The sequence below is a fragment of the Pedobacter sp. N23S346 genome (assembly GCF_048515415.1).
Classification (GTDB): Bacteria; Bacteroidota; Bacteroidia; order Sphingobacteriales; family Sphingobacteriaceae; genus Pedobacter.
The window spans coordinates 458,936-484,511 of record NZ_JBLYEE010000002.1 but is presented as its reverse complement, the minus strand read 5'-3'; the positions used below and the strand labels follow the sequence as shown (position 1 = coordinate 484,511).

Annotated in this window: 24 protein-coding genes; 12 read left to right on the top strand and 12 right to left on the bottom strand. The window is 36.4% G+C overall.

The features are described 5' to 3' along the window. Positions 1-282 precede the first annotated feature (282 nt). Positions 283-1,527 (bottom strand): ABC transporter permease, encoded by a 1,245-nt coding sequence (locus ACN1CD_RS05845; RefSeq protein WP_419129384.1) that lies wholly within the window; start codon positions 1,525-1,527, stop codon positions 283-285. Positions 1,528-1,726: 199 nt separating this feature from the next. On the opposite strand from ACN1CD_RS05845, the gene queA reads away from it, so the two are divergent. Both queA and ACN1CD_RS05835 read left to right on the top strand, forming a co-directional pair. Further along, entirely contained in the window at positions 1,727-2,776 is a 1,050-nt protein-coding gene (gene queA / locus ACN1CD_RS05840; RefSeq protein WP_320465828.1) for a tRNA preQ1(34) S-adenosylmethionine ribosyltransferase-isomerase QueA, read from the top strand. A gap of 198 nt (positions 2,777-2,974) precedes the next feature. Further along, complete coding sequence (locus ACN1CD_RS05835) at positions 2,975-3,640, top strand: 2-C-methyl-D-erythritol 4-phosphate cytidylyltransferase (RefSeq protein ID WP_419129383.1); 666 nt, start codon at positions 2,975-2,977, stop codon at positions 3,638-3,640. Positions 3,641-3,738: 98 nt separating this feature from the next. Here the strand turns inward: ACN1CD_RS05835 and ACN1CD_RS05830 are convergent, their stop codons facing one another. The 6 genes from ACN1CD_RS05830 to ACN1CD_RS05805 form a co-directional block, all read right to left on the bottom strand. Next, positions 3,739-3,897, bottom strand: a complete 159-nt coding sequence (locus tag ACN1CD_RS05830; protein WP_419129382.1) for a lmo0937 family membrane protein — start codon at positions 3,895-3,897, stop codon at positions 3,739-3,741. 320 nt (positions 3,898-4,217) lie between these two features. Further along, positions 4,218-4,439 (bottom strand): DUF2795 domain-containing protein, encoded by a 222-nt coding sequence (locus tag ACN1CD_RS05825; protein WP_010603503.1) that lies wholly within the window; start codon positions 4,437-4,439, stop codon positions 4,218-4,220. 85 nt (positions 4,440-4,524) lie between these two features. After that, positions 4,525-5,073 carry a cob(I)yrinic acid a,c-diamide adenosyltransferase gene (locus tag ACN1CD_RS05820; protein WP_419129381.1) on the bottom strand — a complete coding sequence of 183 codons (549 nt, stop codon included), beginning with the start codon at positions 5,071-5,073 and terminating at the stop codon, positions 4,525-4,527. Between the two features lie 74 nt (positions 5,074-5,147). Beyond that, complete coding sequence (locus ACN1CD_RS05815) at positions 5,148-5,906, bottom strand: ABC transporter ATP-binding protein (RefSeq protein WP_419129380.1); 759 nt, start codon at positions 5,904-5,906, stop codon at positions 5,148-5,150. Positions 5,907-6,007: 101 nt separating this feature from the next. Beyond that, complete coding sequence (gene gatC, locus ACN1CD_RS05810; RefSeq protein ID WP_419129379.1) at positions 6,008-6,298, bottom strand: Asp-tRNA(Asn)/Glu-tRNA(Gln) amidotransferase subunit GatC; 291 nt, start codon at positions 6,296-6,298, stop codon at positions 6,008-6,010. Continuing rightward, positions 6,295-7,023, bottom strand: a complete 729-nt coding sequence (locus ACN1CD_RS05805; protein WP_419129378.1) for a lysophospholipid acyltransferase family protein — start codon at positions 7,021-7,023, stop codon at positions 6,295-6,297. The genes gatC and ACN1CD_RS05805 overlap by 4 nt, the downstream gene beginning before the upstream one ends. A gap of 318 nt (positions 7,024-7,341) precedes the next feature. Between ACN1CD_RS05805 and trpS the strand changes: the two genes are divergently transcribed. The 4 genes from trpS to kdsB all read left to right on the top strand — a co-directional run bounded on the left by trpS (position 7,342) and on the right by kdsB (position 10,188). Beyond that, positions 7,342-8,340 (top strand): tryptophan--tRNA ligase, encoded by a 999-nt coding sequence (gene trpS / locus ACN1CD_RS05800; protein WP_419129377.1) that lies wholly within the window; start codon positions 7,342-7,344, stop codon positions 8,338-8,340. A 67-nt stretch (positions 8,341-8,407) separates the two neighbouring features. Beyond that, positions 8,408-9,046 (top strand): deoxynucleoside kinase, encoded by a 639-nt coding sequence (locus ACN1CD_RS05795; protein WP_419129637.1) that lies wholly within the window; start codon positions 8,408-8,410, stop codon positions 9,044-9,046. A 57-nt stretch (positions 9,047-9,103) separates the two neighbouring features. Continuing rightward, complete coding sequence (locus ACN1CD_RS05790; RefSeq protein WP_419129376.1) at positions 9,104-9,304, top strand: DUF5808 domain-containing protein; 201 nt, start codon at positions 9,104-9,106, stop codon at positions 9,302-9,304. Positions 9,305-9,399: 95 nt separating this feature from the next. Further along, a complete protein-coding gene (gene kdsB / locus ACN1CD_RS05785) occupies positions 9,400-10,188 on the top strand; it encodes a 3-deoxy-manno-octulosonate cytidylyltransferase (protein WP_419129375.1) in 789 nt (262 codons plus the stop codon). Positions 10,189-10,286: 98 nt separating this feature from the next. On the opposite strand, the gene ACN1CD_RS05780 is transcribed toward kdsB, so the two are convergent. Continuing rightward, complete coding sequence (locus ACN1CD_RS05780; RefSeq protein WP_419129374.1) at positions 10,287-10,781, bottom strand: GNAT family N-acetyltransferase; 495 nt, start codon at positions 10,779-10,781, stop codon at positions 10,287-10,289. A gap of 290 nt (positions 10,782-11,071) precedes the next feature. Between ACN1CD_RS05780 and ACN1CD_RS05775 the strand changes: the two genes are divergently transcribed. The 5 genes from ACN1CD_RS05775 to ACN1CD_RS05755 all read left to right on the top strand — a co-directional run bounded on the left by ACN1CD_RS05775 (position 11,072) and on the right by ACN1CD_RS05755 (position 20,184). Continuing rightward, positions 11,072-11,611 (top strand): hypothetical protein, encoded by a 540-nt coding sequence (locus tag ACN1CD_RS05775; RefSeq protein ID WP_419129373.1) that lies wholly within the window; start codon positions 11,072-11,074, stop codon positions 11,609-11,611. Positions 11,612-12,039: 428 nt separating this feature from the next. Continuing rightward, the gene (locus tag ACN1CD_RS05770) at positions 12,040-13,656 is read left to right on the top strand and encodes a CTP synthase (protein WP_419129372.1); all 1,617 of its coding nucleotides are present in this window, start codon (positions 12,040-12,042) and stop codon (positions 13,654-13,656) included. A 19-nt stretch (positions 13,657-13,675) separates the two neighbouring features. Next, complete coding sequence (gene yidC, locus ACN1CD_RS05765; RefSeq protein ID WP_419129371.1) at positions 13,676-15,472, top strand: membrane protein insertase YidC; 1,797 nt, start codon at positions 13,676-13,678, stop codon at positions 15,470-15,472. Positions 15,473-15,818: 346 nt separating this feature from the next. Next, a complete protein-coding gene (locus ACN1CD_RS05760; RefSeq protein ID WP_419129370.1) occupies positions 15,819-18,680 on the top strand; it encodes a prolyl oligopeptidase family serine peptidase in 2,862 nt (953 codons plus the stop codon). 232 nt (positions 18,681-18,912) lie between these two features. Then, complete coding sequence (locus ACN1CD_RS05755) at positions 18,913-20,184, top strand: nucleoside recognition domain-containing protein (protein ID WP_419129369.1); 1,272 nt, start codon at positions 18,913-18,915, stop codon at positions 20,182-20,184. A gap of 76 nt (positions 20,185-20,260) precedes the next feature. On the opposite strand, the gene ACN1CD_RS05750 is transcribed toward ACN1CD_RS05755, so the two are convergent. The 4 genes from ACN1CD_RS05750 to ACN1CD_RS05735 form a co-directional block, all read right to left on the bottom strand. Next, complete coding sequence (locus ACN1CD_RS05750) at positions 20,261-20,440, bottom strand: hypothetical protein (RefSeq protein WP_419129368.1); 180 nt, start codon at positions 20,438-20,440, stop codon at positions 20,261-20,263. 162 nt (positions 20,441-20,602) lie between these two features. After that, entirely contained in the window at positions 20,603-21,043 is a 441-nt protein-coding gene (locus ACN1CD_RS05745) for a PaaI family thioesterase (protein ID WP_419129367.1), read from the bottom strand. 264 nt (positions 21,044-21,307) lie between these two features. Beyond that, a complete protein-coding gene (locus ACN1CD_RS05740) occupies positions 21,308-23,761 on the bottom strand; it encodes a TonB-dependent receptor (RefSeq protein WP_419129366.1) in 2,454 nt (817 codons plus the stop codon). A gap of 87 nt (positions 23,762-23,848) precedes the next feature. Continuing rightward, on the bottom strand, positions 23,849-25,051 hold the full coding sequence (locus tag ACN1CD_RS05735) for a GTP-binding protein (protein WP_419129365.1): 1,203 nt from the start codon (positions 25,049-25,051) through the stop codon (positions 23,849-23,851). Positions 25,052-25,133: 82 nt separating this feature from the next. Here ACN1CD_RS05735 and ACN1CD_RS05730 point away from each other — a divergent pair, with 82 nt between their 5' ends. Next, on the top strand, positions 25,134-25,517 hold the full coding sequence (locus tag ACN1CD_RS05730; protein ID WP_419129364.1) for a MerC domain-containing protein: 384 nt from the start codon (positions 25,134-25,136) through the stop codon (positions 25,515-25,517). Positions 25,518-25,576 lie beyond the last annotated feature (59 nt).

The following is a 25,576-nucleotide window of genomic DNA, read 5'->3' as shown; positions in this document are numbered from 1 at the left end:
GCCCATAGTTGGATTGACAAAGCGTTTTGGGTACTTTGGCGCTCCAAAATGCGCAGCATTCTTGAACACCGCTAAAAACAATATTAACTGTGAAAAATTACCATGCCTCCGCGGCATAGAGCGGAAAAAATATCTTTACAAATTTATAGTGTCCACAAGATAATTTTTCAGAGAATGGTTGCAGACTGATGTATAAAAAGTAGTTAATAATTATCTTACAGTAAGGTTATTAATCTGTACATTGGATATGCTTATTTTATAAGATTTGATCCTCCAATAGAATTAAGATCTTATCGCCTCAACCGGATCTAATCTTGAAGCTGAATAGGCTGGCCAAAATCCAGATATGGTACCGATAATTATAGAAATTCCAATTCCCAGAATAATATTGTTCAATCCCAGAATAATACTAAAGCCTGTAATTGCACCAATCGCTAAAGCCATCAGGTAAACCAGTATTAACCCGAGCAGACCACCTAGAATGCAAAGCGTAATAGATTCGAAAATGAATTGCAATAAGATAAAATAATTTTTGGCGCCTAAAGATTTTTGAATACCAATAATATTGGTTCTTTCTTTCACTGATACAAACATAATATTGGCAATACTGAATCCCCCAACAAGGATAGAAAAACCACCAATAATCCATCCGGCAATGTTAACCATGGTAAACATCGAATCCAACTGGTTTGAAATAATGGTGGTTTTGTTGAGTGCAAAATCATCTTCCTGGCCGGGCCTGATTCTATGGATCGATCGCATCAATCCCTGAAGCTCACTTTCAATCTCTTCTAATGATACGTTATCATTACCGCGAACAGTAATTTGTGGATCGTAACGTTCATTTTGAATATCTAAAATCCCTTTCGCAAAATTTACAGGCACATTTACGTTTTTATCTAACGTACTTCCAAACATATCTTCGCCTTCTTTTTTAAACACACCGATCACAGTTAATCGTCGACCCAAAATTTGCACTTGTTTGCCAACCGGATCTTCCGATCCAAATAAACCTTCAGCAATATCTGCACCCATTAATAAAACAGGGGCACCGTTGCCACTCTCCGATTCTGTGAAATAGCGGCCGGATTGTAATTCAAAGTTCCACGTTTTATCAAAATCCTGGGAAGCTGCCGTCACAGTTATTCCTTCAACTGAACTGCTTCTATATTTTATGGTTCTATCGCTCGTAGAAATTTCAAATGTGATGCCTTGCGCATTTTCCATTCGTTCCCTTAACATCGAGAAATCGCGGAGTGAAGGTTGCGGGCGGTTCATATATTTCCACCATGGATAATTATCGCCAAAGCTCCATGGCCATTTTTGGATGAAGATGGTATTTGAACCTAGCTTGTCTACACTGGATTGAAGTTTTCCTCGGAAAGTATCCACGGCTGAAAAAACGGTTATAATGGTAAAAATACCAATTGTTATCGCCAGAAGTGATAACATTGTACGCAACTTATTCTGACGCAACGCATCAAACGCAAAACGGAAGCTTTCGCCTATTAGCCTAAAAACTATCATAATTACTGGTTAGATGCAAAGCGGTTGAAAAGGTTACAATACACTATCAAAACTAATTAATTTTTGCTTAAAAGAGGTTCGAAATCATTTTTAAGTTATATAACTACTGGCAAAACATAATATACATTAATTGCGTTTGATAAAATAAGGAAAATAAAAATTAAATTCGTATTTTTGCACCTCAAAAAATTCATCAAGAATGAAATTATCACAATTCAAATTCAACTTACCAGAATCATTAATTGCCAACAATCCGGCAGAACAACGCGACGAAGCTCGCTTAATGGTCTTACATAAAGACAGTGGTAAAATTGAACATAAAATTTTCAAAGACGTTTTAGGTTATTTCGATGACAAGGACGTTATGATATTAAATAACACAAAGGTTTTTCCTGCCCGTTTATACGGAAATAAAGAAAAAACTGGCGCTACTATCGAAGTTTTCTTACTTCGTGAATTAAATAAAGAATTGCGTTTATGGGATGTTTTAGTAGATCCTGCCCGTAAAATCCGTGTTGGAAACAAACTATATTTTGGCGACGACGATTTATTAGTTGCTGAAGTTGTAGATAATACGACCTCGCGTGGACGTACCATTCGTTTCTTATTTGAAGGTACAGACGAAGAGTTTAGAAGAAACGTGGAGATTTTAGGTGAAACACCGCTTCCTAAATACATTAAACGTAAAGCAACTGCCGAAGATAAAGAGCGTTATCAAACCATTTTTGCGAAACATGAAGGTGCTGTAGCTGCCCCAACTGCTGGTTTACACTTTAGCCGCGAGTTGATGAAACGCCTGGAACTTAAAGGTATTGAGTTTGCAGAGGTAACATTACACGTAGGTCTTGGTACTTTCAGAACTGTAGAGGTAGAAGATCTAACCAAGCATAAAATGGATTCTGAACAGTTCATTATTGAGCCTAAAGATTCTGCTATTGTGAACAAAGCATTAGAAGAAAAAAGAAAAATCTGTGCGGTAGGTACGACTTCGATGCGTGCTATTGAGTCTGCTGTTTCTGCGAACAGAACTTTAAAGGCGGCCAACGACTGGACAAGTAAATTTATCTTCCCTCCTTACGAGTTCAGTATTGCTAATTCGATGATTACCAATTTCCATACGCCAGAATCTACCTTATTGATGATGGTAAGTGCTTTTGGTGGATACGAAAATGTAATGAATGCTTATGAAGTTGCAGTTAAAGAAAAATATAAGTTTTATAGCTACGGCGATGCCATGCTGATTATTTAAAATTAGTATCAAGTATTTAGTATCAGGTATCAAGACTGGGTTTTCATTTGATACTTGATACTAAAATCAGGTATCAAACCAGGTCTTTTACTCGATATTTGCTACTCAACACTTGATGCTAAATATCAGGTAACAAGACTGGGTTTTCACTTGATACTTGCTACTTGATACTTGATACTTGATACTTGATACTTTCAAATGAAATACTACGCTATAATTGTAGCAGGCGGTTCTGGCAATCGGATGCAGACAGAAACTCCGAAACAATTTCTTTTACTGAAAAACCTCCCGGTTCTGATGCACACCATCAAAGCTTTTGCACAAAGCGATACACAACCAAAAATTTTACTGGTTTTAAATAAAGATCAGCAAGGATACTGGCGAAGACTCTGTGAGGAGTTTAATTTCCGTATTCCTCATGAAGTGATTGATGGCGGTACGGAGCGCTTCTATTCGGTAAAAAATGCAATTGATAGTATTGATGATGATAGTTTTGTGTCCATCCACGATGCTGTTCGCCCTTTGGTTTCAAAAGAATTGATTGATAACTGTTTTAAACGCGCTGAAGCCATTGGAAATGTAATTGCAGCTGTTCAGTCGAGTGATAGTGTTCGAATGCTTAGAGACGAAAAATCATCTGCTTTGAGACGTGATGAAATCTATTTAGTGCAGACTCCACAAACTTTTAGTCTGAAAATATTGAAAGCTGCTTATCAACAAGATTTTGCCAACCATTTTACGGATGATGCCAGCGTTGTAGAATCATTAAATGAAGAAATTAATATCATTGAGGGGGAACGAAATAATATTAAGATCACCTACCCTATAGATCTGGAATTAGCAGAACTTTTATTGAAAAAATAAATAAAAAGAAAGGGTGTTTCACAATCATGAAACACCCTTTTCTAATTCACCCAGATTGATAAACCTATCAATAAAGAGTAAATGTTCCTAAATATATCTTAGGTTGCTCTGCCGATAACTTTTAGCAAGATTGCAATTATTGCGATTACTAATAAAACATGGATAATGTTACCTACATCTCCAAAGCCGTGGAATAAAAATCCGATTACCCACAATATAACCAATACGACTGCTACTAAATACAATAAATTTCCCATAGTGTTAATTTTTTTTAATTGAATGTTGATGTATTAACACGAGCAAAATAGTTTTGTTTAGAAAATGTAAATATTTTTTTCTAAAAACAGTTAATTGATTATTCTTCAGGGGAATGAAGATTGGAGAAGAATTTAGCTTCTAATCCCTTTAATACACATAAGTCCAATATGAAGCAAATTATCAGGATCAATTAAAATGATCGATTTATTTGGAGCAAGAGATCAAATACCAAATTTTATGGGTGGTATTAACCGCAAAATTTTTAGGTATAAAAAAAACCGCTCAGCTTGTAGGCTGCGCGGTTTATATCTTTTAATCCTTAGTACTCATCCTCATTAAAGAAGAAGTCTTCTTTAGTTGGATAATCAGGCCAGATTTCTTCAATGGTTTCATAAGGCTCGCCATCATCTTCTAATGCCTGTAAATTTTCGATAACCTCAACAGGAGCACCAGAGCGGATACCGTAATCAATTAATTCATCTTTAGTTGCAGGCCAAGGTGCGTCTTCCAAGTGCGATGCTAATTCTAATGTCCAATACATATCTTCAATTCAATTAAATGCTTGTTCTTAATAATGCGCAAAGTATATTAAAATTTTTGAGCAAAACAAACTTATTTTTCAACTTTTAAACACGGGGAATCCAAATGTTTTCTTCCGCCGCAAAATCCATGTTCAGTTTTCGTGCCAAAACGAAGAGATAGTCGCTTAAACGATTTAAGTATATGGTTACCCGCTCATCTACAAAGCTATTTTCTGCAAGTTCAACTGTTAAACGCTCCGCTCTTCGGCAAACACATCTAGCAATATGGCAGTAAGAAACGACAGTATTTCCTCCCGGGAGAACAAAATGCTTTAAAGCGGGGAGCAATTCATTCATTATGTCCATCTCATTTTCTAACAAGGTAATGTCTGCATCATGCAAATCAGGAATTTTCATTTTTGATTTTTCCGGATCAGCTGCCAGTGATGCGCCAATCGTAAATAATCGGTCCTGGATTTCCTTTAACAACTGTTTATATTGTTCATTTATATCCTGACACATGATTAAACCAATGTACGAATTCAATTCATCTACGGTGCCATAGGTTTCAATTCGTAAATGGAATTTGGGTACTCGGGTACCACCAATTAATGATGTTTGTCCCTTATCACCGGTTTTAGTATAGATTTTCATTTTAAAAAGTGATATGTAATAAGTTGTAAGTTTTAAGTCCGAACGTAAAACTTATAACCCACAACTTAAAACCTTTAATTAATCTTTTCCCAGTCGCTACCGCTATCTTTAAGGGCCTGCAAACGAGGAGAAACATTTTTAATTTCTGTATTTAAATAATCGTTTTCGATTAATCCGTCGCGCATTCGCACTATTCTGTGCGCATGTTGTGCAATATCTTCTTCGTGAGTTACTAAAATGATGGTATTTCCTTTACTGTGAATTTCTTCCAGTAAGCCCATAATTTCAATTGATGTTTTGGTGTCGAGGTTACCTGTTGGTTCATCAGCAAGAATGATTGATGGATTGTTAATTAGTGCCCTTGCCACCGCTACACGTTGGCGCTGGCCGCCAGATAATTCGTTTGGTTTATGATCCATCCGGTTACCTAAGTTTACATTTTCTAATGCTTTAGCCGCTCTCGCTTGTCGGTCTTTCTTGCTACTACCGGCGTAAATTAATGGTAAAGCCACATTATCCAGTGCAGTAGACCTTGGCAGTAAATTAAAAGTCTGGAAAACGAAACCAATCTCCTGATTACGAACCTCGGCCAATGCATCATCAGTCATATGACTTACATTCGTTCCATTTAGAATGTAAGTTCCACTTGAAGGGGTATCCAAACAGCCCAAAATATTCATCAATGTTGATTTTCCAGAACCTGATGGCCCCATTAATGCAACAAATTCACCCTTATTAATATCTAAAGAAACCGACTTCAAGGCATGAATAACTTCAGATCCAATGACATATTTACGCCCGATTTCTTTTATGTTGATGAGTGGTTTCTCCATGGTTTTTCTTTTTTAGACAGGCTTGGCAGGCAAGATGTTACACGTGATAGAAAAAATTGCCTTTCAAAAAGTGATTGATCTGCATTCAATGTATTTTTAAACTATTTCTCAATAATTTTAGGTACCATAAAAAACTGATCACTGTGCTTAGCTGCATTTTTTAAACCATCTTCAGTAGAAATCTCTTGTTTTACAATATCTTCGCGCCAAATGTTTGTCGCTTCATTCATATAAACCAGTGGTTTTACATTGGATGTATCCAGTTCATTTAACTTTTCCATGAAGGATAAAATTTTATTCATCTCAGGAATCAAGGTGTCAACCTCTTTTTCTTCGATATGGATTCTGGCTAAATCTGCTATTTTATATATCGTTTTTGCGTCTAAATTCATTTTACTAACTTACTATCTATTAATTTAAAAACCTGCTCTTTTAAAATGTCAGCATCATTGGCGACCAAACCTGTGGTAATAATAGGCTTATGGACGTAAATATCGCAAATTCCCGGCTTACTTCCATATTGAGTTCCATCATCCCAGTTAATTTTCCAAATATTGGTTATACTCACCGGAACCAGCGGAATGTTTTTATCAATAGCAAGGCGAAAAGGACCATTTTTGAATTCTCCTAATTTTGGCGGATAATGAACATCTATTTTCCCCTCCGGAAAAATAACGAGACTCATCCCCTTTTCTAAATTTTCACCAGCTTTCTTAAATGCCCTGAAAGCAGAAATCTTGCTGTCGCGATTCACAGAAATATCAATAGTTTTAAAGAAAATGCCCAACACCGGATTGTTCAACAACTCATCTTTTCCCATAAAATGATACTTTCCGTGCCCCATAATGCAGAAAACCATGATATCTAGGTTAGAGCTATGGTTGGCGCAATAGATATAAGTTTGATTGTGATCTAGCTTTTCTTCATAACTGAAGGAAAAAAATACGCCCGAAAAACAACTGCATAAAAAGCTGTTTAACTTCCTGCAGACATTTAGTATGCCATAATACTTCTCATTTCGGGAAGTGATGTAATAGAGCGGGTAAAACAAGGCAAAAAAGAAAACGATCCAAAAAAGATACCATAATCGGTGAAACTGCCTTAAGAGTTTAATCATATTTGATCAAAAATATAAAATAGCTCGACAAATTCAATTTTGATGTCGATTATTTCTATCATTATGAGATTTTAATGAGTTCAATTTTACTTAGTCAATAAATCAGTTGCATGCAGCACTGGATCATTCGTTCTAATAGATTACATAATTACTTGATTCCATGATCGGTTATTTTTTTGTTTAGCCGTGTTTGATCTTCTACAGATTTTAAAAGATTTTGCAGATTTATCTGGTGTTAACATCAAAGTGAATACTATTGATATAAAATTAACATGATGTTATACATTGCTTGTTTTTTATTTTTAATTTCGTGCCATTATGAAAGAAACAGTGGTGAGTGGCATTCGGCCAACGGGAAAGCTACATTTAGGGAATTATTTTGGTGCAGTAACCAATTTTGTAAAGATGCAGTATGATTATAACTGCTATTTTTTTATTGCAGACCTTCATTCATTAACCACACATCCAACTCCTGGAGATCTACATGGCTATGTGCGTCATGTTTTGGTAGAGTACTTAGCTTGCGGTATTAACCCTGAAGAAACAACGATTTACGTACAAAGCGATGTGCCAGAAGTTTCTGAACTCTATCTATACCTGAATATGAATGCTTATTTAGGTGAACTCGAACGCAGTGCTTCTTTCAAAGAAAAAATAAGATCTAATCCAGATAATGTAAACGCAGGTTTATTAACTTACCCCACTTTAATGGCTGCTGATATTCTTATTCACAGGGCCACCAAAGTTCCGGTTGGGAAAGATCAGGAGCAACATCTGGAAATGACCCGCAACTTTGGGAACCGTTTTAATAGAATGTATAATGCTGATTTCTTTCCAGAATCTTTTGCTTTTAATTATTCCGAAAATCTGGTAAAAGTTCCGGGTTTGGAAGGGAAAGGCAAAATGAGCAAATCTGATGGAGATGGCAACTGCATTTATTTATCAGACAGTCCAGAGGTTATCAGGAAGAAAGTTTCAAGAGCGGTAAGCGATAGCGGTCCAACAGAGGAGAATCAGGAAAAGCCAGAAGCTATTCAAAACCTATTTGATTTAATGAAGATTGTTTCAGCTGCTGATACAATTGAGCATTTTGATGGATTATATAATAAAATGCAAATCCGTTATGGAGACATGAAAAAACAACTTGCAGAAGACATGATTGTTTTCAATTCGCCAATCAGAGAACGTATCGAAGAACTTTCGAAAGACGATCTTTACCTAAGACAAGTGGCAAAACATGGGGCATTAAAGGCTCGTGAAAGTGCACAACAAACCATTAGAGAGGTTCGTAAATTAATCGGATTTAAAAGTTTTTAATTATTATAAATAGATTTGAGAAGCTAGACATTAGATTTGAGACTGTTCTCAAAATCTAATATCAAATATCTCATATCTCATATCTAAAAAAATGCACATAGCAATTGTAGGAAATATAGGCGCAGGCAAGACAACTTTAACAGGTTTATTGGCGAAGAATTACGGGTGGGAAGCTTTGTATGAAACTGTGGACAACAATCCTTATCTGGAAGATTTTTATGGCGACATGAAACGTTGGAGCTTTAATCTTCAAATTTATTTCTTAAACAGTCGCTTTCAGCAAATTACTGATATTGAAATAAATAAACGCAATGTGATTCAGGATAGAACCATTTACGAAGATGCGCATATTTTCGCGGAAAATCTACATGATATGGCCCTGATGACTACGCGTGATCATGATAATTACCGTGCAATTTTTGATAATATTACCTCATTCATTAAGCCACCTGATTTATTGGTTTACTTGCGTGCTTCTGTACCTACATTGGTGAATAATATCCAACGTCGTGGTCGCGAATACGAAGCTGGCATCCGGATCGATTATTTATCGAAGCTTAATGAAAAATATGAAGCCTGGATTAAAGGTTATGACCTGGGAAAATTACTTATTTTAGATAAGGATAAATTGGATTTCACCAATAACCCCGAAGATTTAGGCGCTGTTATTCAATCTATTGAAGCTGAAATAAACGGGTTGTTTTAACCCCCCGGCCCCCTGAAGGGGGAGTGACAGGCCAGATGGAAATGCAAAGTTAAAAAAATGATAAAAGATGATTCTGAGCAAAAAAGCAAAGCAAACTGGAAATTAGGAATCTTCTACTTTAACAAAAATGATTCCCGATTATTTGTACCTAAACGCATAAAAATATTAGGATGGACGCTAAATTTTGCCAACCCTCTCTCCTATCTAATTATAATCTTAATCATTGTATTTTCGATGATTATAAATAGTAAAAGCTAACACAAATGAAGTTTAGAAAAAGTCCTCTTTATTAGGATTTAGTGTATAATACATGTAAACTATATTAACACTATTTTAATTTTAAAAAACTGCAAATGAACGATAGAAAGGAAAAGTCCCCTTTAGGGGATTTAGGGATCATTGGAATTATCCCGGCTCGCTATGCCTCTACGCGTTTCCCAGGTAAACCGTTGGTTGATATTGCTGGCAAAAGCATGATTCAAAGGGTTTACGAGCAAGCTTTAAAAGCAAAAAGTTTATCTAAAGTTGTAGTTGCGACAGATGATCAGCGAATTGCAGATGAAGTTAAAAAATTTGGAGGTGAGGTTGTATTTACTGCGTCGCATCACCAAAGTGGTACAGACAGATGTGCAGAGGTGATTGAACAATTGCCTGGATTTGATATTGTGATCAATATTCAGGGTGATGAACCTTTTATCGAACCTGCACAAATAGATTTGCTGGCCAGTTGCTTTGCCGAAAATAAGGTGGAATTGGCTACCCTGATTAAACCTATTCAGAGTCAGGAAAGTATCTATAATCCCAATAGCCCAAAAGTGGTGATTGACATCAATGGTAGGGCAATGTATTTCAGCCGAAGTCCGATTCCATTTATTAGAAGTGGTGAGCCAGGCGTTTGGGCAGAAAAACATCAGTTTTACAAACATATTGGCATTTACGGTTACAGGAAAGGATCTTTAAAAGCCATTACAAAATTACCACAGTCATCTTTAGAAATTGCAGAGAGTTTAGAGCAACTTCGCTGGATAGAAAATGGTTTTTATATTCAAACAAAAGTGACTGATTTAGAAACAGTTGCCATTGATACCCCGGAGGATTTATTAAAGTTAAATAAGTTTCTGGAGGCATTAAAGTTAGACTAATTTAGCCGCAGATTAGCAGATTAAGAACTGGTATGGCCTGATTGAATTTATTCAAATGATAAATAATTTATATCAAAATCTGCTGATCAGCAGTGTCCTTACTTTATAATCAATTCCATTTGAATGTTGCATCGGGTGTAAGGTGTAGGTTTGCCCGCGACTTTTTGAAAGCCTAGTTTATGATAGAGGTTAATTGCTGGTTTCAAAATCGTATTACTTTCCAAATAAATTTTTGAAGCATGCATTGATTTTGCCTTCTCTATAATAGCCGAAGCCAGCATAAACCCAATATTTTTACCTTGAGCTTTAGGAGAAACAGCCATTTTAGCCAGTTCAAAATCATATTCCCCGTCGTTCATTTTAATTAAAGCACAAACACCCAGAGGCGCTCCATTGTAAAGTGCCACTAAAATACAACCACCTTTATCTAATATATAGCTTTGTGGATGATCTAGCGCCTTGTAATCAGAATCTTCCATGGTAAAATGGGCAGAAATCCATTCCTCATTTAATGATTTGAATGCTTCCTGGTAGGCTGATGTATAATCAACAATTTCTACTATTAAATTATCTCGTTCTTTATTTTCTTTCATTCCTTATTTTAATAAAATTTTAAGCTGATAAAAATGCCCCATTTGCAGATGGCTTCTACCAGGTTTTTCTGTTTTGGCTAATATAATTGAAAGCTATTTGTAATGATTATATTATTTGATCCGTAAAAATACTCAACTGCTTACCATGGCTGAGTTACGCAAATTTAATATTGTCAATTATTATTTCACAAATTGAAATTAAAATAATTGCATGGTCTTATTAATCAATTAATTAGCTGGCTAATTATGATTTATTATTTAACAGAAGTTTTAAATATGTATTTTCGGGAATGAGAAAATTATTGCTCTTAATCATCATCAGTACCTTATTTGTGGCTTGCCAACCGGGCGATAAGGCTAAAAATAATGCTATTAATTTTAAGAATGTTAATCAGCTTGTAACCAGATCATTCTCTGATTTAAATTCACAAGATACCTTCAAAATTGAATTAAGAGGTAGAAAGCCAAAAGACATAATGCTTGTTTTTAACATCAAAAGGGCCGATGGCAAAGAAATTTATAATGTTAAACTTAAAGGCACTGATTTATTAGGAAGCACTGATCCAAATGTAGATTTATCAAAAGAAAAAGATCAAATTGCATTCCTTAAAACCATTGCTGGCAATTTTTTCTTAGAAGATAATTTTCTAGAACCTGCTGTTATGCCGTCTGACAAACCAGATAATTATGTGCCAGATAAGGTATTTTATGAGGAGCTCAAAACGTCAGGTTTAAATGGTTTCAAATACCGCTTAGGTAAAGAAAACAACATGTACATTGCCTGGAGTAAAAAAGAGCAGAAAGTTAAGATTTACTATAACTGCTGTTAATGAAAAGAATTTATTGAGAAAGAATAGGTATAGAAAATAAATTCAGGCTCTTGAATAAACTTGATGCGGCTCTGATTCTTTAACTGATGAAATGCTTGCATTAATCGAAAAAGAGAGTCACGAATTAACGCAATACATTTTCTGAATAAGAAGTTTAACCACTTCTATTATTTATCTATATATGGAAGTGGATTTATAATTTTAAAGCAAAACTGCTATGAATTGCCTAAAATTATCTTTAAATCATTTTTTTATTATGGCTAGATTAGCCAGTGAAAATAAGAATATCCTGTAATTTTCTGAATCACATCACTTTATCATATTTCAATTATCTTCATTTTTAAATCTTTGAAACGAGTAATTTTCGTACCTTTGTATCCCGTACAAAAAGCAGCAATTTTTTATATCTGCTGTAAAAAAACACAAACATGACTAAGTATATTTTTGTTACGGGCGGTGTTACTTCCTCCTTGGGTAAGGGCATCATTTCCGCATCTTTAGCTAAACTTTTACAGGCACGTGGCTACCGTGTAACCATTCAAAAATTCGATCCGTACATTAATATCGATCCCGGAACTTTAAACCCATATGAACATGGCGAGTGCTTTGTTACAGAAGATGGTGCTGAAACCGATTTGGATCTTGGTCACTATGAACGTTTTTTAAACGTTCCAACATCTCAGGCAAATAACATCACTACAGGCCGTATTTATCAAAATGTAATCAGTAAAGAACGTAAAGGCGAATACTTAGGCAAAACTGTACAAGTTGTACCTCACATTACCGATGAAATTAAACGCAACATGCGGATTTTAGGTGATAGCGGGGAATACGATATCATTATTACTGAACTTGGTGGTACCGTTGGAGATATCGAATCTCTGCCTTTTATTGAGGCTGTTCGTCAGTTTAAATGGGAAGAAGGCAGTACCAATGCCATCGTAATCCATTTAACCTTAGTGCCTTATTTGGCTGCTGCCGGTGAATTAAAAACCAAACCTACACAACACTCGGTTAAGGCTTTATTGGAATACGGAATACAACCAGATATATTGGTTTGTCGTACCGAGCACCATATCAGCCCTGAGATCAGAAAAAAAATTGCTTTATTTTGTAACGTTAACATCAATGCGGTAGTCGAATCGATGGATGCATCTACTATTTATGATGTGCCATTGTTAATGTTAAAAGAACAATTGGACAAAACGGTTTTAGCAAAATTAAAATTACCAACCAAAAATGATCCGGATATGGAAAGCTGGAAAGATTTTCTTGGTCGTTTGAAAAATCCAACAGCCGAAGTAAAAATTGGTTTAGTTGGTAAATACGTAGAGTTACCTGATGCATACAAATCAATTATTGAATCTTTCGTTCACGCTGGTTCAAAAAATGAATGTAAAGTTCGGGTAGAATATATTCCTTCTGAAAGTATCTTCCCTGATAACGTACGAGAAAAACTGGGTCACCTGCAAGGTGTACTGGTGGCACCGGGTTTTGGAAGTCGTGGTATTGAAGGTAAAATAGATACGATTAAATATGTTCGCGAAAACAATGTTCCGTTTTTTGGCATTTGCCTGGGCATGCAATGTGCGGTAATTGAGTATGGCCGCAATGTCTTAGGGCTGAAAGGTGCTCATACTACCGAAATTGATACTGAAACTGCACATCCGGTAATTAATATGATGGAAGAGCAAAAAAGTATTGTAAACATGGGTGGTACCATGCGTTTGGGCTCCTATCCTTGCGACATTAAAAAAGGTACCAAAGCTTTCGGTATCTATGGAAAAGCACACATTAATGAACGTCACCGTCACCGTTATGAGTTTAATAACGAATATTTAAAGCAATATGAAGAGGCTGGTATGATTGCGTCTGGAATTAATCCACAAACGAATTTAGTTGAAATTGTAGAGTTAAAGAACCATCCTTTTTTCATCGGTGGACAATTTCACCCTGAATTAAAATCAACTGTTGCTAATCCTCACCCACTTTTTGTTAAATTTGTCGCCGCTGCGATGGAGTTTGCGAAAAAGAAAACGAATTAAAAGAAGTACTAATAGAATAATGGATAGAAATACCTTCACAGGATTATTCCTGATTATGATCATTTTGGCAGGATCATTTTACTTTTTACGGCCAACTGAGGCTGAAATAAAAAAAACCAAAGAAATTGAACGTTTAGATTCTTTGAAAAAAGCTGGTGTTGTGCCTGCAGCAAGAGACACTGCTACAAAACCTGCAGCCATTGTTAACCCAGTAGTAGATTCTCTTGCGCTAAAAGGTCCGTTCGGTACTGCTTTAGCCGGAACAGAATCAAATACCGTTTTAGAAAATGAAAATTTGTTAATCACCTTAAGTAATAAAGGTGGCAGAATTTCATCAGTTCAAATTAAAGGTCAAAAAACTTATGCCGGAAAGCCGCTTATCTTGTTTGCTGGTAATCAGAATAAATTTGGTTTAAACCTGAATGCTGCCGGAAAGACAATTAATACTAATGATTTATATTTTACTTCAACTAAAACTGCGAATACTGTTAGCATGCGTGCTAATTATGGTTCAAATGCTTATGTTGAGTATGTTTATAATTTAAAAGGATTAAGCAACAAGGTAGATTTTAAAATTAATCTGGTTGGTTTGCAACAAGTAATTGCTGGTAATACTATTGGCTTAAACTGGCAGACTACCCTATTGCAACAAGAAAAATCTATAGAAAGTGAACACCGTTATTCTGCACCTTATTATAAGTATGTAGATGGTGATGTTGATCATTTAAGCGTATCGAAAGATGAGAAAGAGGAATTAGCTAAAGGAAAAATCCAGTGGTTCTCTTTTAAACAACACTTTTTCTCTGCCTCATTGATTGCTAAACAACCATTTGAAAAAGGAAGCTTGGAAGTAAAAATCCCAACTGAACCTGGTTTGGTTAAATTCTACGATGCGAATATGCAATTGCCATATACGCATACTGCAAACCAGGCTTACGACATGGAATTTTATTTCGGTACGAATAAATTCTCTGCTTTAAAAGCACAAGGTTATGATTTAGAAAAGCAAGTGGATTTAGGTTACTGGCCGCTAAAATACATCAACCGTTTTATTGTGTTACCTGTATTTAATTTCCTTAACAACTTCGGCTGGAACTTCGGTTTAATCATCTTAGTATTAACCATTTTATTAAAGGTTGCTTTATCACCACTTACTTACAAGTCATATTTATCGATGGCTAAAATGCGGGTTTTAAAGCCAGAAATGGATGAGATTAAAGCTAAAGTTGGAGAAGAGAATGCTACGCTTGTTCAACAGGAATACCTGAAACTTTATAAGAAAGCGGGCGTTAATCCACTTGGTGGCTGTTTGCCGATGGTTTTACAATTACCATTGGTAATGGCGTTCTTCTTCTTCTTCCCAAATTTATTTGAATTACGTGGCGAAAGTTTCCTTTGGATGAAAGATTTATCTACTTATGATGAGTTTATCAAATTCGGATTTAAAGTACCTTTCATTGGCGATCACTTAAGTTTAATGTGTGTATTGATGACCATCTCTACCTTAATCATGACTTATTTTAATAACCAGACATCTGGTGCTACCGGACAAATGAAATATATTGGTTATATAATGCCGGTAATCTTTTTAGGAGTTTTGAATAGCTATCCAGCTGGTTTAAATTACTACTACTTCTTAGCCAACTTAATGACTTTCGGTCAGCAGATCTTAATTCGTAAAATGGTTGATGATGATAAGATTCATGCGCTGATTCAACAAAATAAAGCCAGACCGGCGGATGAGAAAAAGAAAAAATCTAAATTCCAACAACGTTTAGATGATTATATGCGTCAGCAACAACAAGCTAAAAAGTAATCTTTTGATTTACGATAATGAAACCCCTGGTTACTTAAAAAGTGATCGGGGGTTTTTGGTTTGAGCAGCGCGCTAAATCGGTCTTCTGAATTAGGACTCAGAAATAATTCCATCAGCCATTTTACATTTCATATGATCTATCTCCTATTAGGTCTTTCGTTGCACTAAGGATAACAAATATTCATTTGCAATTAGCTGTATCCATTTTCCCTCATCCATTTTCACATCTTACCTCTCTAAAATCTCCTTTTTAATGTAATATTTGGCATACATGTTTCCTAATCAGGTAAAAATTTCCAATTTTAGAATCTTAAATCACAAACGACTAATTAATTTATTTCTAGAAATGCAAAAAAGACTAACAATTATTCTGTTTTTCGTTGTCAGCTTTGCTTATGCGCAAAAGAAACCCTTAGATCATACTGTTTATGATACCTGGGAATCGATTGGAGCAAAGCAATTATCAAATAATGGGACTTGGGCGATGTATGGTATTCTTCAACAGGAAGGCGATGCACAGCTTTACATCAGCAACCTTAAGACCAATTCCAAAATTAATATTCCGAGAGGAATGAATGCGCAGTTTAGCAACGATTCCAAGTTTGCGGCTTTCAGCATCCGTCCCTTTAATAAGGATCTTCGCCAGGCGAAAATAAAAAAGAAAAAACCTGAAGAAATGCCTAAAGATTCGTTAGGTATTACAAACCTAACCACTAATGTAATTACTAAGATCGCCCGGGTAAAGTCATTCAAATTCCCTGAAGAAGGTTCTGGCGTAATGGCTTATCTTATGGATAAGCCAGATACTGCAAAAAAAGTGGTTATTCCGGTAGAAAAAAAGGATACCGATGCTGATTTTTTAGCTGATGAACCAGCAACCAAAGGCAAAACTGAAGAAGGAACTGACCTGGTGGTTAAAAATCTGATTACCGGAACGGATCGTACCTTTAAATTTGTAACTGATTATGCCTTTAGCAAAGATGGCAAGCAACTGGTTTTTTCTTGCAGCGGATCTAAAAAAGATAAAACTGCCCCTCAAGGTGTATATTTATTAAATACAGAGAAAGGTGTGTTAAAAACCCTAATCAAAGGAAAAGGCAGTTTCAAAAATTTTGCTTTTGATGAAGAAAGTGAACACCTCGCTTTTGTAGGTGAACAAAGTCCTGAAAAGCAGGAGATAAAAAATTACAACGTTTATTACAACTCGCTTACTTTAGATACCGCACAAATCATTGTAGATTTTGATATGCCAGGATTACCCGCAAAATGGTCTGTTAATGGCGATGGAAAAGTAAACTTTAGCAAAGATGGTAAGAAATTATTTTTCGGTATTTCTCCTGTTAAAGCACCAAAAGATACGACGATTGTAGATTTTGAAGTAGCAAAAGTGGATGTCTGGAATTATAAAGACGATTACCTGCAGCCTATGCAACTTAAAAATGCAGATCGCGATAGCAAAAAAAGCTACTTATCTGTGATTGATGTGTACAGCAGTGACCCGAAAGTGATTCCTTTAACTGATTTAACTTTACCGGATGCGAATCTAATTGCAGAAGGAAATGCCAATGCTGTTTTAGCAAGCACTGATTATGGACATAGAATCGAATCGCAATGGAGCGGTTCTACTTCGAAAGACTATTACCTTGTAGATAGCAAAACGGGTCAGCGTAAAAAGATTATTTCTGAATTGAATGGCTATGCGATGGCTTCTCCTGGTGGAAATTACGTGTTGTATTTCGACAGGAAAAGTGGAAATTGGTATACCTATAATGTGGCTACTTCAAAAGCTACTGCACTTACCGAGCGTTTAAACGTAAAATTTGTTGAAGAAGATAATGATGTTCCTGATCTACCTTCAGCTTATGGAATCGCGACATGGACCGCAGATGACAAGGCTGTGATCTTAAACGACCGATATGACCTGTGGTCATTCTCACCAGATGGAAAATTTGATCCGAAAAATATCACGGCTGGCTTTGGAAGAGCAAATAAAATAACTTTCCGTTATGAAAGAGTTGAGCAAGATAATAACAGCTTTAACAGACTTGTTGATAACAAATTTGTAAAATCAAATGAAGTGGTTTGGTTAAATGGCTTCAATAACATCACTAAAGAAAATGGTTTTTACCGCACCAATATTGGAGCAGTTAAAGCACCTGAATTGGTGGTAATGTCTAAAAACAAATATTCCAATCTCGCTAAAGCTAAAGATGCAGACGTTTATATTTACGACAAAGCAAGTTACGTGGAATCGCCAAATGTATATGTTACTACAGATTTTAAAACGGAAACCAAATTAACCAATACCAACCCTCAGCAGCAAAATTATAATTGGGGAACGGCTGAATTGGTGAAGTGGACTACACCAAAAGGTTATCAGGCCGAAGGCATTTTGTATAAACCTGAAAATTTCGATCCAAATAAGAAATATCCAATGATTGCTTATTTCTATGAAAAATTAACTGATGGTTTGTATAATTATCAGGCCCCGGCCCCTACTCCTTCCCGCTTAAATATTTCGTTTTTCGTGAGCAATGGTTACCTTGTTTTTGCGCCAGATATCAGTTACGAGAACGGACATCCAGGCCAATCGGCGGTTGAATACATCAACTCTGGTGTTGAAAGTTTGAAGAAAAACAGCTGGGTTGATGCCAAGAAAATCGGTATCCAGGGACAAAGCTGGGGCGGTTATCAGGTAGCTTATCTGATAACTCAAAACGACATGTATGCAGCCGCCTGGGCTGGAGCACCAGTAGTTAACATGACATCAGCTTATGGTGGAATCCGCTGGGAAACCGGAATGAACCGCCAGTTCCAATATGAAAAAACTCAAAGCCGGATTGGTGCAACACTTTGGGAGAAACCAGAATTGTACGTAGAAAATTCACCTTTGTTTATGTTTCCAAAAGTGAATACACCAGTTGTAGTAATGGCCAACGATGCTGATGGCGCCGTGCCCTGGTACCAGGGAATTGAAATGTTTACCGGATTACGCCGTTTAGGTAAACCCGTTTGGATGTTAAATTACAACGGTGAGGCACATAATTTAGTTCAACGTCAAAACAGAAAAGACATTCAAATTCGCGAGCAGCAATTTTTTGATTACTATCTTAAAGGAGCAAAAGCACCTGCCTGGATGACCAGCGGAATACCAGCTACAGAAAAAGGTAAAACCTGGGGTTTTGAATTGACAGACGATAAACCGTAATTGAGTTGGGAGTTTTGAGTTCGGAGTTAAAAGTCTAGCGAATTAGCGCCGAATATGAGTCCTTAGTCTGGAGTCTAAAGTCCATAGTTTATAGTGTAAAAGCTATCGGCTATGGACTTTTTAATTGTATAATGAATTAGTTTTGACTCAGGACTTATGACTAAAGACTTTTACTAAACTTTCATTAAAAAAAGGTATTTTCATCCCATTAAAATAAAACTGAACGAACCTAATGGCATTAAGTAGAATCTGGTCTGCATTTATTATTGTTGCAATTGTTGTGGCAAGTATAAAATGTTTCTTTTTTGGACAAACTGATATCTTCAATTGGATGGTTATTGGTAAAGCCGATGATGCCGCTAATCCGCTTAAGTTAGATGGGATAATCCAGACTTGTTGGGTTTCTGTTGAACTTTGCCTTAAGCTAATCGGAATTTTGGCGCTGTTTATGGGTTTAATGAGCATCGCTGAGAAAGCTGGAGGGATCAGATTATTATCCAGAATCGTAGGGCCTTTCTTTTCAAAATTATTTCCGGATATTCCAAAAGGCCATCCTTCTATGGGGCACATGATTATGAATTTTTCAGCCAATTTACTTGGTCTTGATAATGCTGCAACACCATTTGGTTTAAAAGCCATGGAAAGTCTGCAAGAACTCAACCCTCAAAAAGATACTGCTTCCAATGCCCAGATCATGTTTCTATGCTTACATGCTGCTGGTTTGAGTTTAATTCCGGTAAGTGTAATTGCTATCCGGGCTTCGCAAAATGCATCTAATCCTACAGATGTTTTTATTCCCTGCCTGATTGTTACGTTTGTAGGAACGATGGCCGCGATGCTGATCGTTTCTTTTAAACAAAAAATTAATCTTTTCCAACCAGTGGTCATCGGCTGGATCCTCGGTCTTTCCGCCATAATTGCCAGCCTGGTGCTTTATATCAGGTCTTTAGATGCGATGGGGATTCAATCTTTTTCGGGTCTGTTAAGCAATGGTTTGATTTTATTTATTTTTTTAATTATCGTATTGGGCGCGCTGTATAAAAAAATAGATGTGTTTGATGCTTTTATCGATGGTGCAAAAGATGGATTTAAAACCGCGATAAATATTATTCCTTATCTGGTGGGGATGTTGGTCGCGATCAGCTTATTGCGCACGAGCGGTACTTTTGATGTGGTGATTAACGGAATCAAAAGCATATTTGTTTATTTCGGAACAGATACACGATTCGTAGAAGGTTTGCCTACGGCACTGATCAGGCCTTTAAGTGGTGGTGCTGCCCGTGGAATGATGGTAAGTACAATGGAAACTTATGGTGCAGATTCTTTTCCAAGCAGACTATCTGGTATTTTTCAAGGCGCTTCAGATACCACTTTCTATGTAGTTGCTGTTTACTTTGGATCTGTTCAAATTAAAAACACAAGATATGCCATTGGCTCCATGCTCCTGGCAGATTTGGTTGGTGTGTGTACAGCGATAGGAATTTGCTATTTATTCTTTGGATAAAACCCTATAAAATAAAAAATCCCTGATCGGATGGAGCAAGGATTTCTTCATAATGAGCATTACTTTGGATGGGTTTCTAAGAAACCTGTGGTGGCACAGAAATTCTGTGAATAATTTCGTCAATGGCATCAGGATCGATAGCTACATTTTTCGATGCACACCATTTTTCATTTTTATTGTCTAACCAGACGCAAAATGAGTGGTAACCATCTAAAACTACGGCATAGGTTTCATGAAAATCGTCTTGAATGCGCATGCAAAATCCTTTAAAAATCTTGCCTCTCACAATAAATTGTAGGGATGAATAATTTTCTAACATGGCTCATATATTTTTGGTAAAGATACAACAAGGAATAATACAGAATGTTTCGGCAGTTTTAAGGAATTAATAAATTATCACAAAGCAATCAGGAATAATTTAACCTATGTTTAACATGTTCGAATAACCTCTTGCAATGAGCCGTTTTTTGGATGGTAAAAATACTTCACACTGCAAGTTTAAAATGGTTTTTCCTCTTTTTACTACCGATGTTTCCGCTATAATTTCATCGCCCTCAGCCGCAGGCGCAAAATAATCAATATAATTATTCACAGTGGTATATCGGTCATTTAAACCCATCACATAAATGGTTGCACCAATTAAATCATCTATAATTCCTGCGGTAACGCCACCATGTAAAATTTGATATGGATTAGTCATTTCTTTCCTGATGGTATATTTGCAAACGAGTACACCATGCTCCGCCTTAATCATTTCAGGTGCCAGCCAGTTCATAAAATTTGAAGGTGAATCATTAATTACCTTTCCTATCTGCTGCCTGAAAAAATGCAGCCTTTGTTCACTTAGTGATGCTTCCATTTTTATGTAATGTAAGATGTAAAGATAGGGATTATGGATGATGGAAAAGGTATAATGGAATCCTCCATCTACCATCTTACTTCTTCCATACTTTCTTTTGATAAATGTGGATGATAGAAAAGGTATAATGGAATCCTCCATCTACCATCTTACTTCTTCCATACTTTCTTTTGATAAATGTGGATGATGGGAAATGTAAAATGGAATTTCTTTCTAATCATAAATCCCTCCTTCTACCCTCTACCCTCTTACATCCTTCTCTCTCTAAAACGGTACTACCACCTTAAAACTCATGTTCCTTCCCATATTATAAATTCCTGATCTTCCGTTTGGTGATGATTCGTAATATTCAAAATATTTTAGTCGGTTGAGGTGCGATTGATAGGCCACATTAAAAATATTATCAACCTGAATAAACAGATCCATTAATACCTTGCCATTTTTAGATTTAATTGATGAACCTAATCCTGCATTAATTAAAGTATAACCTTTGGTAAAAGTCTCCGTACCATCCAATGCATAAAACTTATTTTGATCAGCAGAAATAGCAGCATCTACTTTAAAATAAGGTTTATCTAAAAAACCGATGGCTTTTTGCGCTGTTGCTTTTAATTCAGAGCGAATTTGCAGTGGTGGAATAAAGGGTAAATATTTGGCTTCCCTCCCGTGAAGATCAATAAGCGCCTCGTTTTTGTTTAAGCCAACTACATAAGCCAGACTATTGTTAAAACTTAGCCACTTCGTGGCAGACGGATGCAAATTTACACTCAATTCTGCACCATAAAGTCTCGCTTTAGATTGCTGATATTGATAAGTCAGGTTGCCTGGAACAATTACCACCGGATTACCGTCTTCATCAGTTAAGCGCGACTGATAAATGTAGTTTTGAATATCATTATTAAACACTTCGAAACTCAAATCTGCATCTTTTAAATAAGCTATAATACCGAGATCTTGCTGAAGATTAAATTCCGGCTTGAAGGTTCTGTTACCTAAATAAACGATATGGGCACCCGGATCCAAGCCATTGGACCCAATTTCTGTAATATTTGGTGCACGGTAGCCTCTTGCTATATTGGCTTTAATTAACAGTTTTTCTGATAAATTATAGGTTAAGCCTAAACTTCCTGATAAGCCGTAATAATTTTTATCAAATGAAGGAAATTGTAAATCTCCACCAGGATCATTAGCGGTTACTTTTTTACCAAAACCTGTTTGCGTATCGGTACCCACGTAAAAATTATTCCAGGTAATGTTTCTCCGGTCAATCCGCACACCGCCAGAAATATCAATTTTCCCGAATGATTTACGGGCGAAGTAGAAAGCGCCGATATCAAATAAGTCATAATCAGGGATTGGGAAATCAGTGGCATCCTTGCTCCTGTTTCCCTGCAACATCCCATTTATACCCAACGTACTTTCAATTCCGGCGAAATCTGGCAGGTTGTATTTTAGATCATAATTTAAGGTATTCAACACCACATATAGACCGGCCTGATCTGAAGCTGTGGGATGATTATACTCCCGTCGAACACTTTGCTGGCCACCAATTAATACATTTAAATCACTGTTGCCAAACTTAAACTGACTCGTATTATAAAACCGGAAATGCTGAATATGCTGATGCAAAGGATTAATCGAATAGGTTTTCAGTTCTCCATCAGGAACAATTGGTCGGTTTTTGATGTCATCGCCATTGTCCAGAATTTGTCTGGTAAATTTTCTACTAAGGGAATCCCTGCTCCCATCAGGAATTTCCATTAAGTTATCATAATAGGTGATTGCCGTTTTAGAAAATCCCCAACTTTTATCTACACGGGCACTCGCCGATAAATTGTATTCGCGAAAAGCGGTGCCATATACCAAACCATCAACTTTATTTTCATAATTATGAGCAGCTTTGCCTGTTGCCCTGAGTGTATATTTCCAATCGTTTTTTCTAAAGGCCAAACCTAAAGAAGATGCAACGAGCCCATTATTGGTTTGATAATTCGTTGTAAAATCGCCTTTTAATTTTCCATCTTCCATTATCGGGTTTAGCGGAATCATATTGATAACCCCTGCCAAGGCATCCGATCCATAGGTTAAACTTGCTGGGCCTTTCACTACTTCAGCCCTGGAAATGCCATATTCATCAACCTCAATCCCATGCTCATCGCCCCACTGCTGGCCTTCCTGCCTTAAACCATCATATAAGGTGAGTACCCTGTTGTAGCCTAAACCACGAATAAATGGCTTGGAAACATTTGGCCCTGTAGTTACGGCGGTAACCCCGGGAATTCCTTTTACAATAGCGTCGATTAAATTGGTGCTGACATTCTGATCCATTGTTTTCTTAGATAAGACCGCAATCGGAACCGGACTTTTTCGCAATGCCGTTGCCCGGTTAACACCAGTGATTACGACATCATTTAGGTCTGAAGTCTGCGCTTTCAGATCGATATCATACCGAAGGCTATCTCCGGTGATCAAAACCTTTAATTTTGCTGTCTCGTATCCGATTCCAGAAAACTGAATCACTAGATTCTCATTCCCAACAATATTAAGTTTGTAATCTCCCAAACTGTTTGACTTGGTCGATTTATTGGTTCCCGATATTTTAACCGTAATATTATCTACCGGTTTCTGGTCGCTGGTAACTTTACCACTAATCACTTTGCTTTGGGCGAAAACTGTTAGCGTTAAGATAGAAAAGAAAAGAGTAAGAATTGATTTCATGAATTCAGTATAGCTTAAAATTAAATTTAGACAAATCTAAATTTAATTTTAAGCTATACAAATTTTATTTTTAGAAAAGCTTTAATATTAGTGAAGTACTTGTTCGAATGGATTGACAAACAACATGTTATTTCTGTAAGCAATAATCTCAGTATCCGTTAGCAAACATTTTTCCAGATCAACTTTTAACTGTTTCACTTCCATTTCTTGTCCGATGAAAACCAATTCATTTAAACGATCGCCGAAAGTTTCATCCCAATCATTCAAGATCACTTCCCTATTTTCTATAAAATCGGTTTGGCTTAACCTTTCTGCTTCACTCATGCTGGCCCACCAGGTTCCGGCATATTCTATTCGTAAAGATCCACCTGCCTGAGAGAAATTAATCACCACATTTCTCATTGCGGCAATCCAGAATATGCCTTTGCTTCTGATGATATTTGTAGGAAACTCCTGGTTAAGGTAATTCCAGAACCGTTCGGGATGGAAAGGTTTTTTCGCGGTAAACACAGTTGAACTGATGCCATATTCTTCCGTTTCCGGCAGGTGAACTTCATCCAGTTCCTTTTTCCATGCCTCACCCGAAGAAGCCGATTCAAAATCGAAAAGTTTGGTATTTAAAATATATTCAGGATTGAGGTCACTAAAAATTGTTTTATACAGCTTGGCCGTTGGATTGAGTTTTTTAATCAAAGCTTCAATCAGGTTAGCATCGTGAGGCGTTACTAAATCCAGTTTGTTAATGACGATTACATCTGCAAATTCAATCTGATCCGTTAGTAGATTTACAATGGTTCGCTTATCCGTAGAATCATCTGCCCAACTCCTATCCTGCAGTATTTCTGCTGTACCAAAGTCTTTATAAAAATTATAAGCATCCACTACGGTTACCATCGTATCTAAATAACTGAAACGGCTCAAATCAATATTAGAAGCTTCATCAACATAAGAAAAGGTTTGCGCCACCGGAATTGGCTCAGAAATACCACTACTTTCAATCAGCAGGTAATCAAACCTGTTTTCTTTGGCGAGTTTCTCTACTTCTACCATCAAATCTTCCCTTAGGGTGCAGCAGATGCAACCATTACTCATTTCTACTAACTTCTCTTCGGTTTTTGATAAGCTCCCAGCGTGGTCTACCAACTGTGCATCAATATTAATTTCGCTCATGTCGTTTACAATCACTGCAACACGCAAGCCTTGCTTATTTTTTAAAATAGAATTGAGTAAGGTGGTTTTGCCGCTTCCTAAAAAACCACTCAACACGGTAACAGGTAATCTCTTTATCATATCAATGCAATTAAGTTGCAAATATATTAAACGATATTTTAAATGCAACATAATTGCTTTTATATTTGTGATTGTAAATTCTATGATGAAAATGATTAAAGCTTTAAACCTTGATAAAATTGGAATGACCGCATCTACAGCCTGCGCGATCCATTGTGCCCTCCTTCCGTTTGTATTAACACTGCTACCTTTGTGGGGACTGGATTTTTTGGCAGACCCGGCTACAGAAATCTCGATGATCTTATTGTCGCTAATTTTGGGTGCATGGTCTTTAGGAAAATCCTATAGAAAGGTGCATCATCGCTTTTTACCTATTCTTATTTTAATACTTGGCTTTGCATTTATCTTAATCGGACATTTTTCTGGAATAGCGATTTTAGAACCTATTTTGATCCCTGCTGGTGGTTTCGCCATTGCCTCTGCCCACTTCTTAAATTTAAAGCTTGCGAAGAGCTGTACACATTAATAAAATTTATAAGAGTTGATCAATATTATCATGTTAATGCATCATTATTGCATCAATAA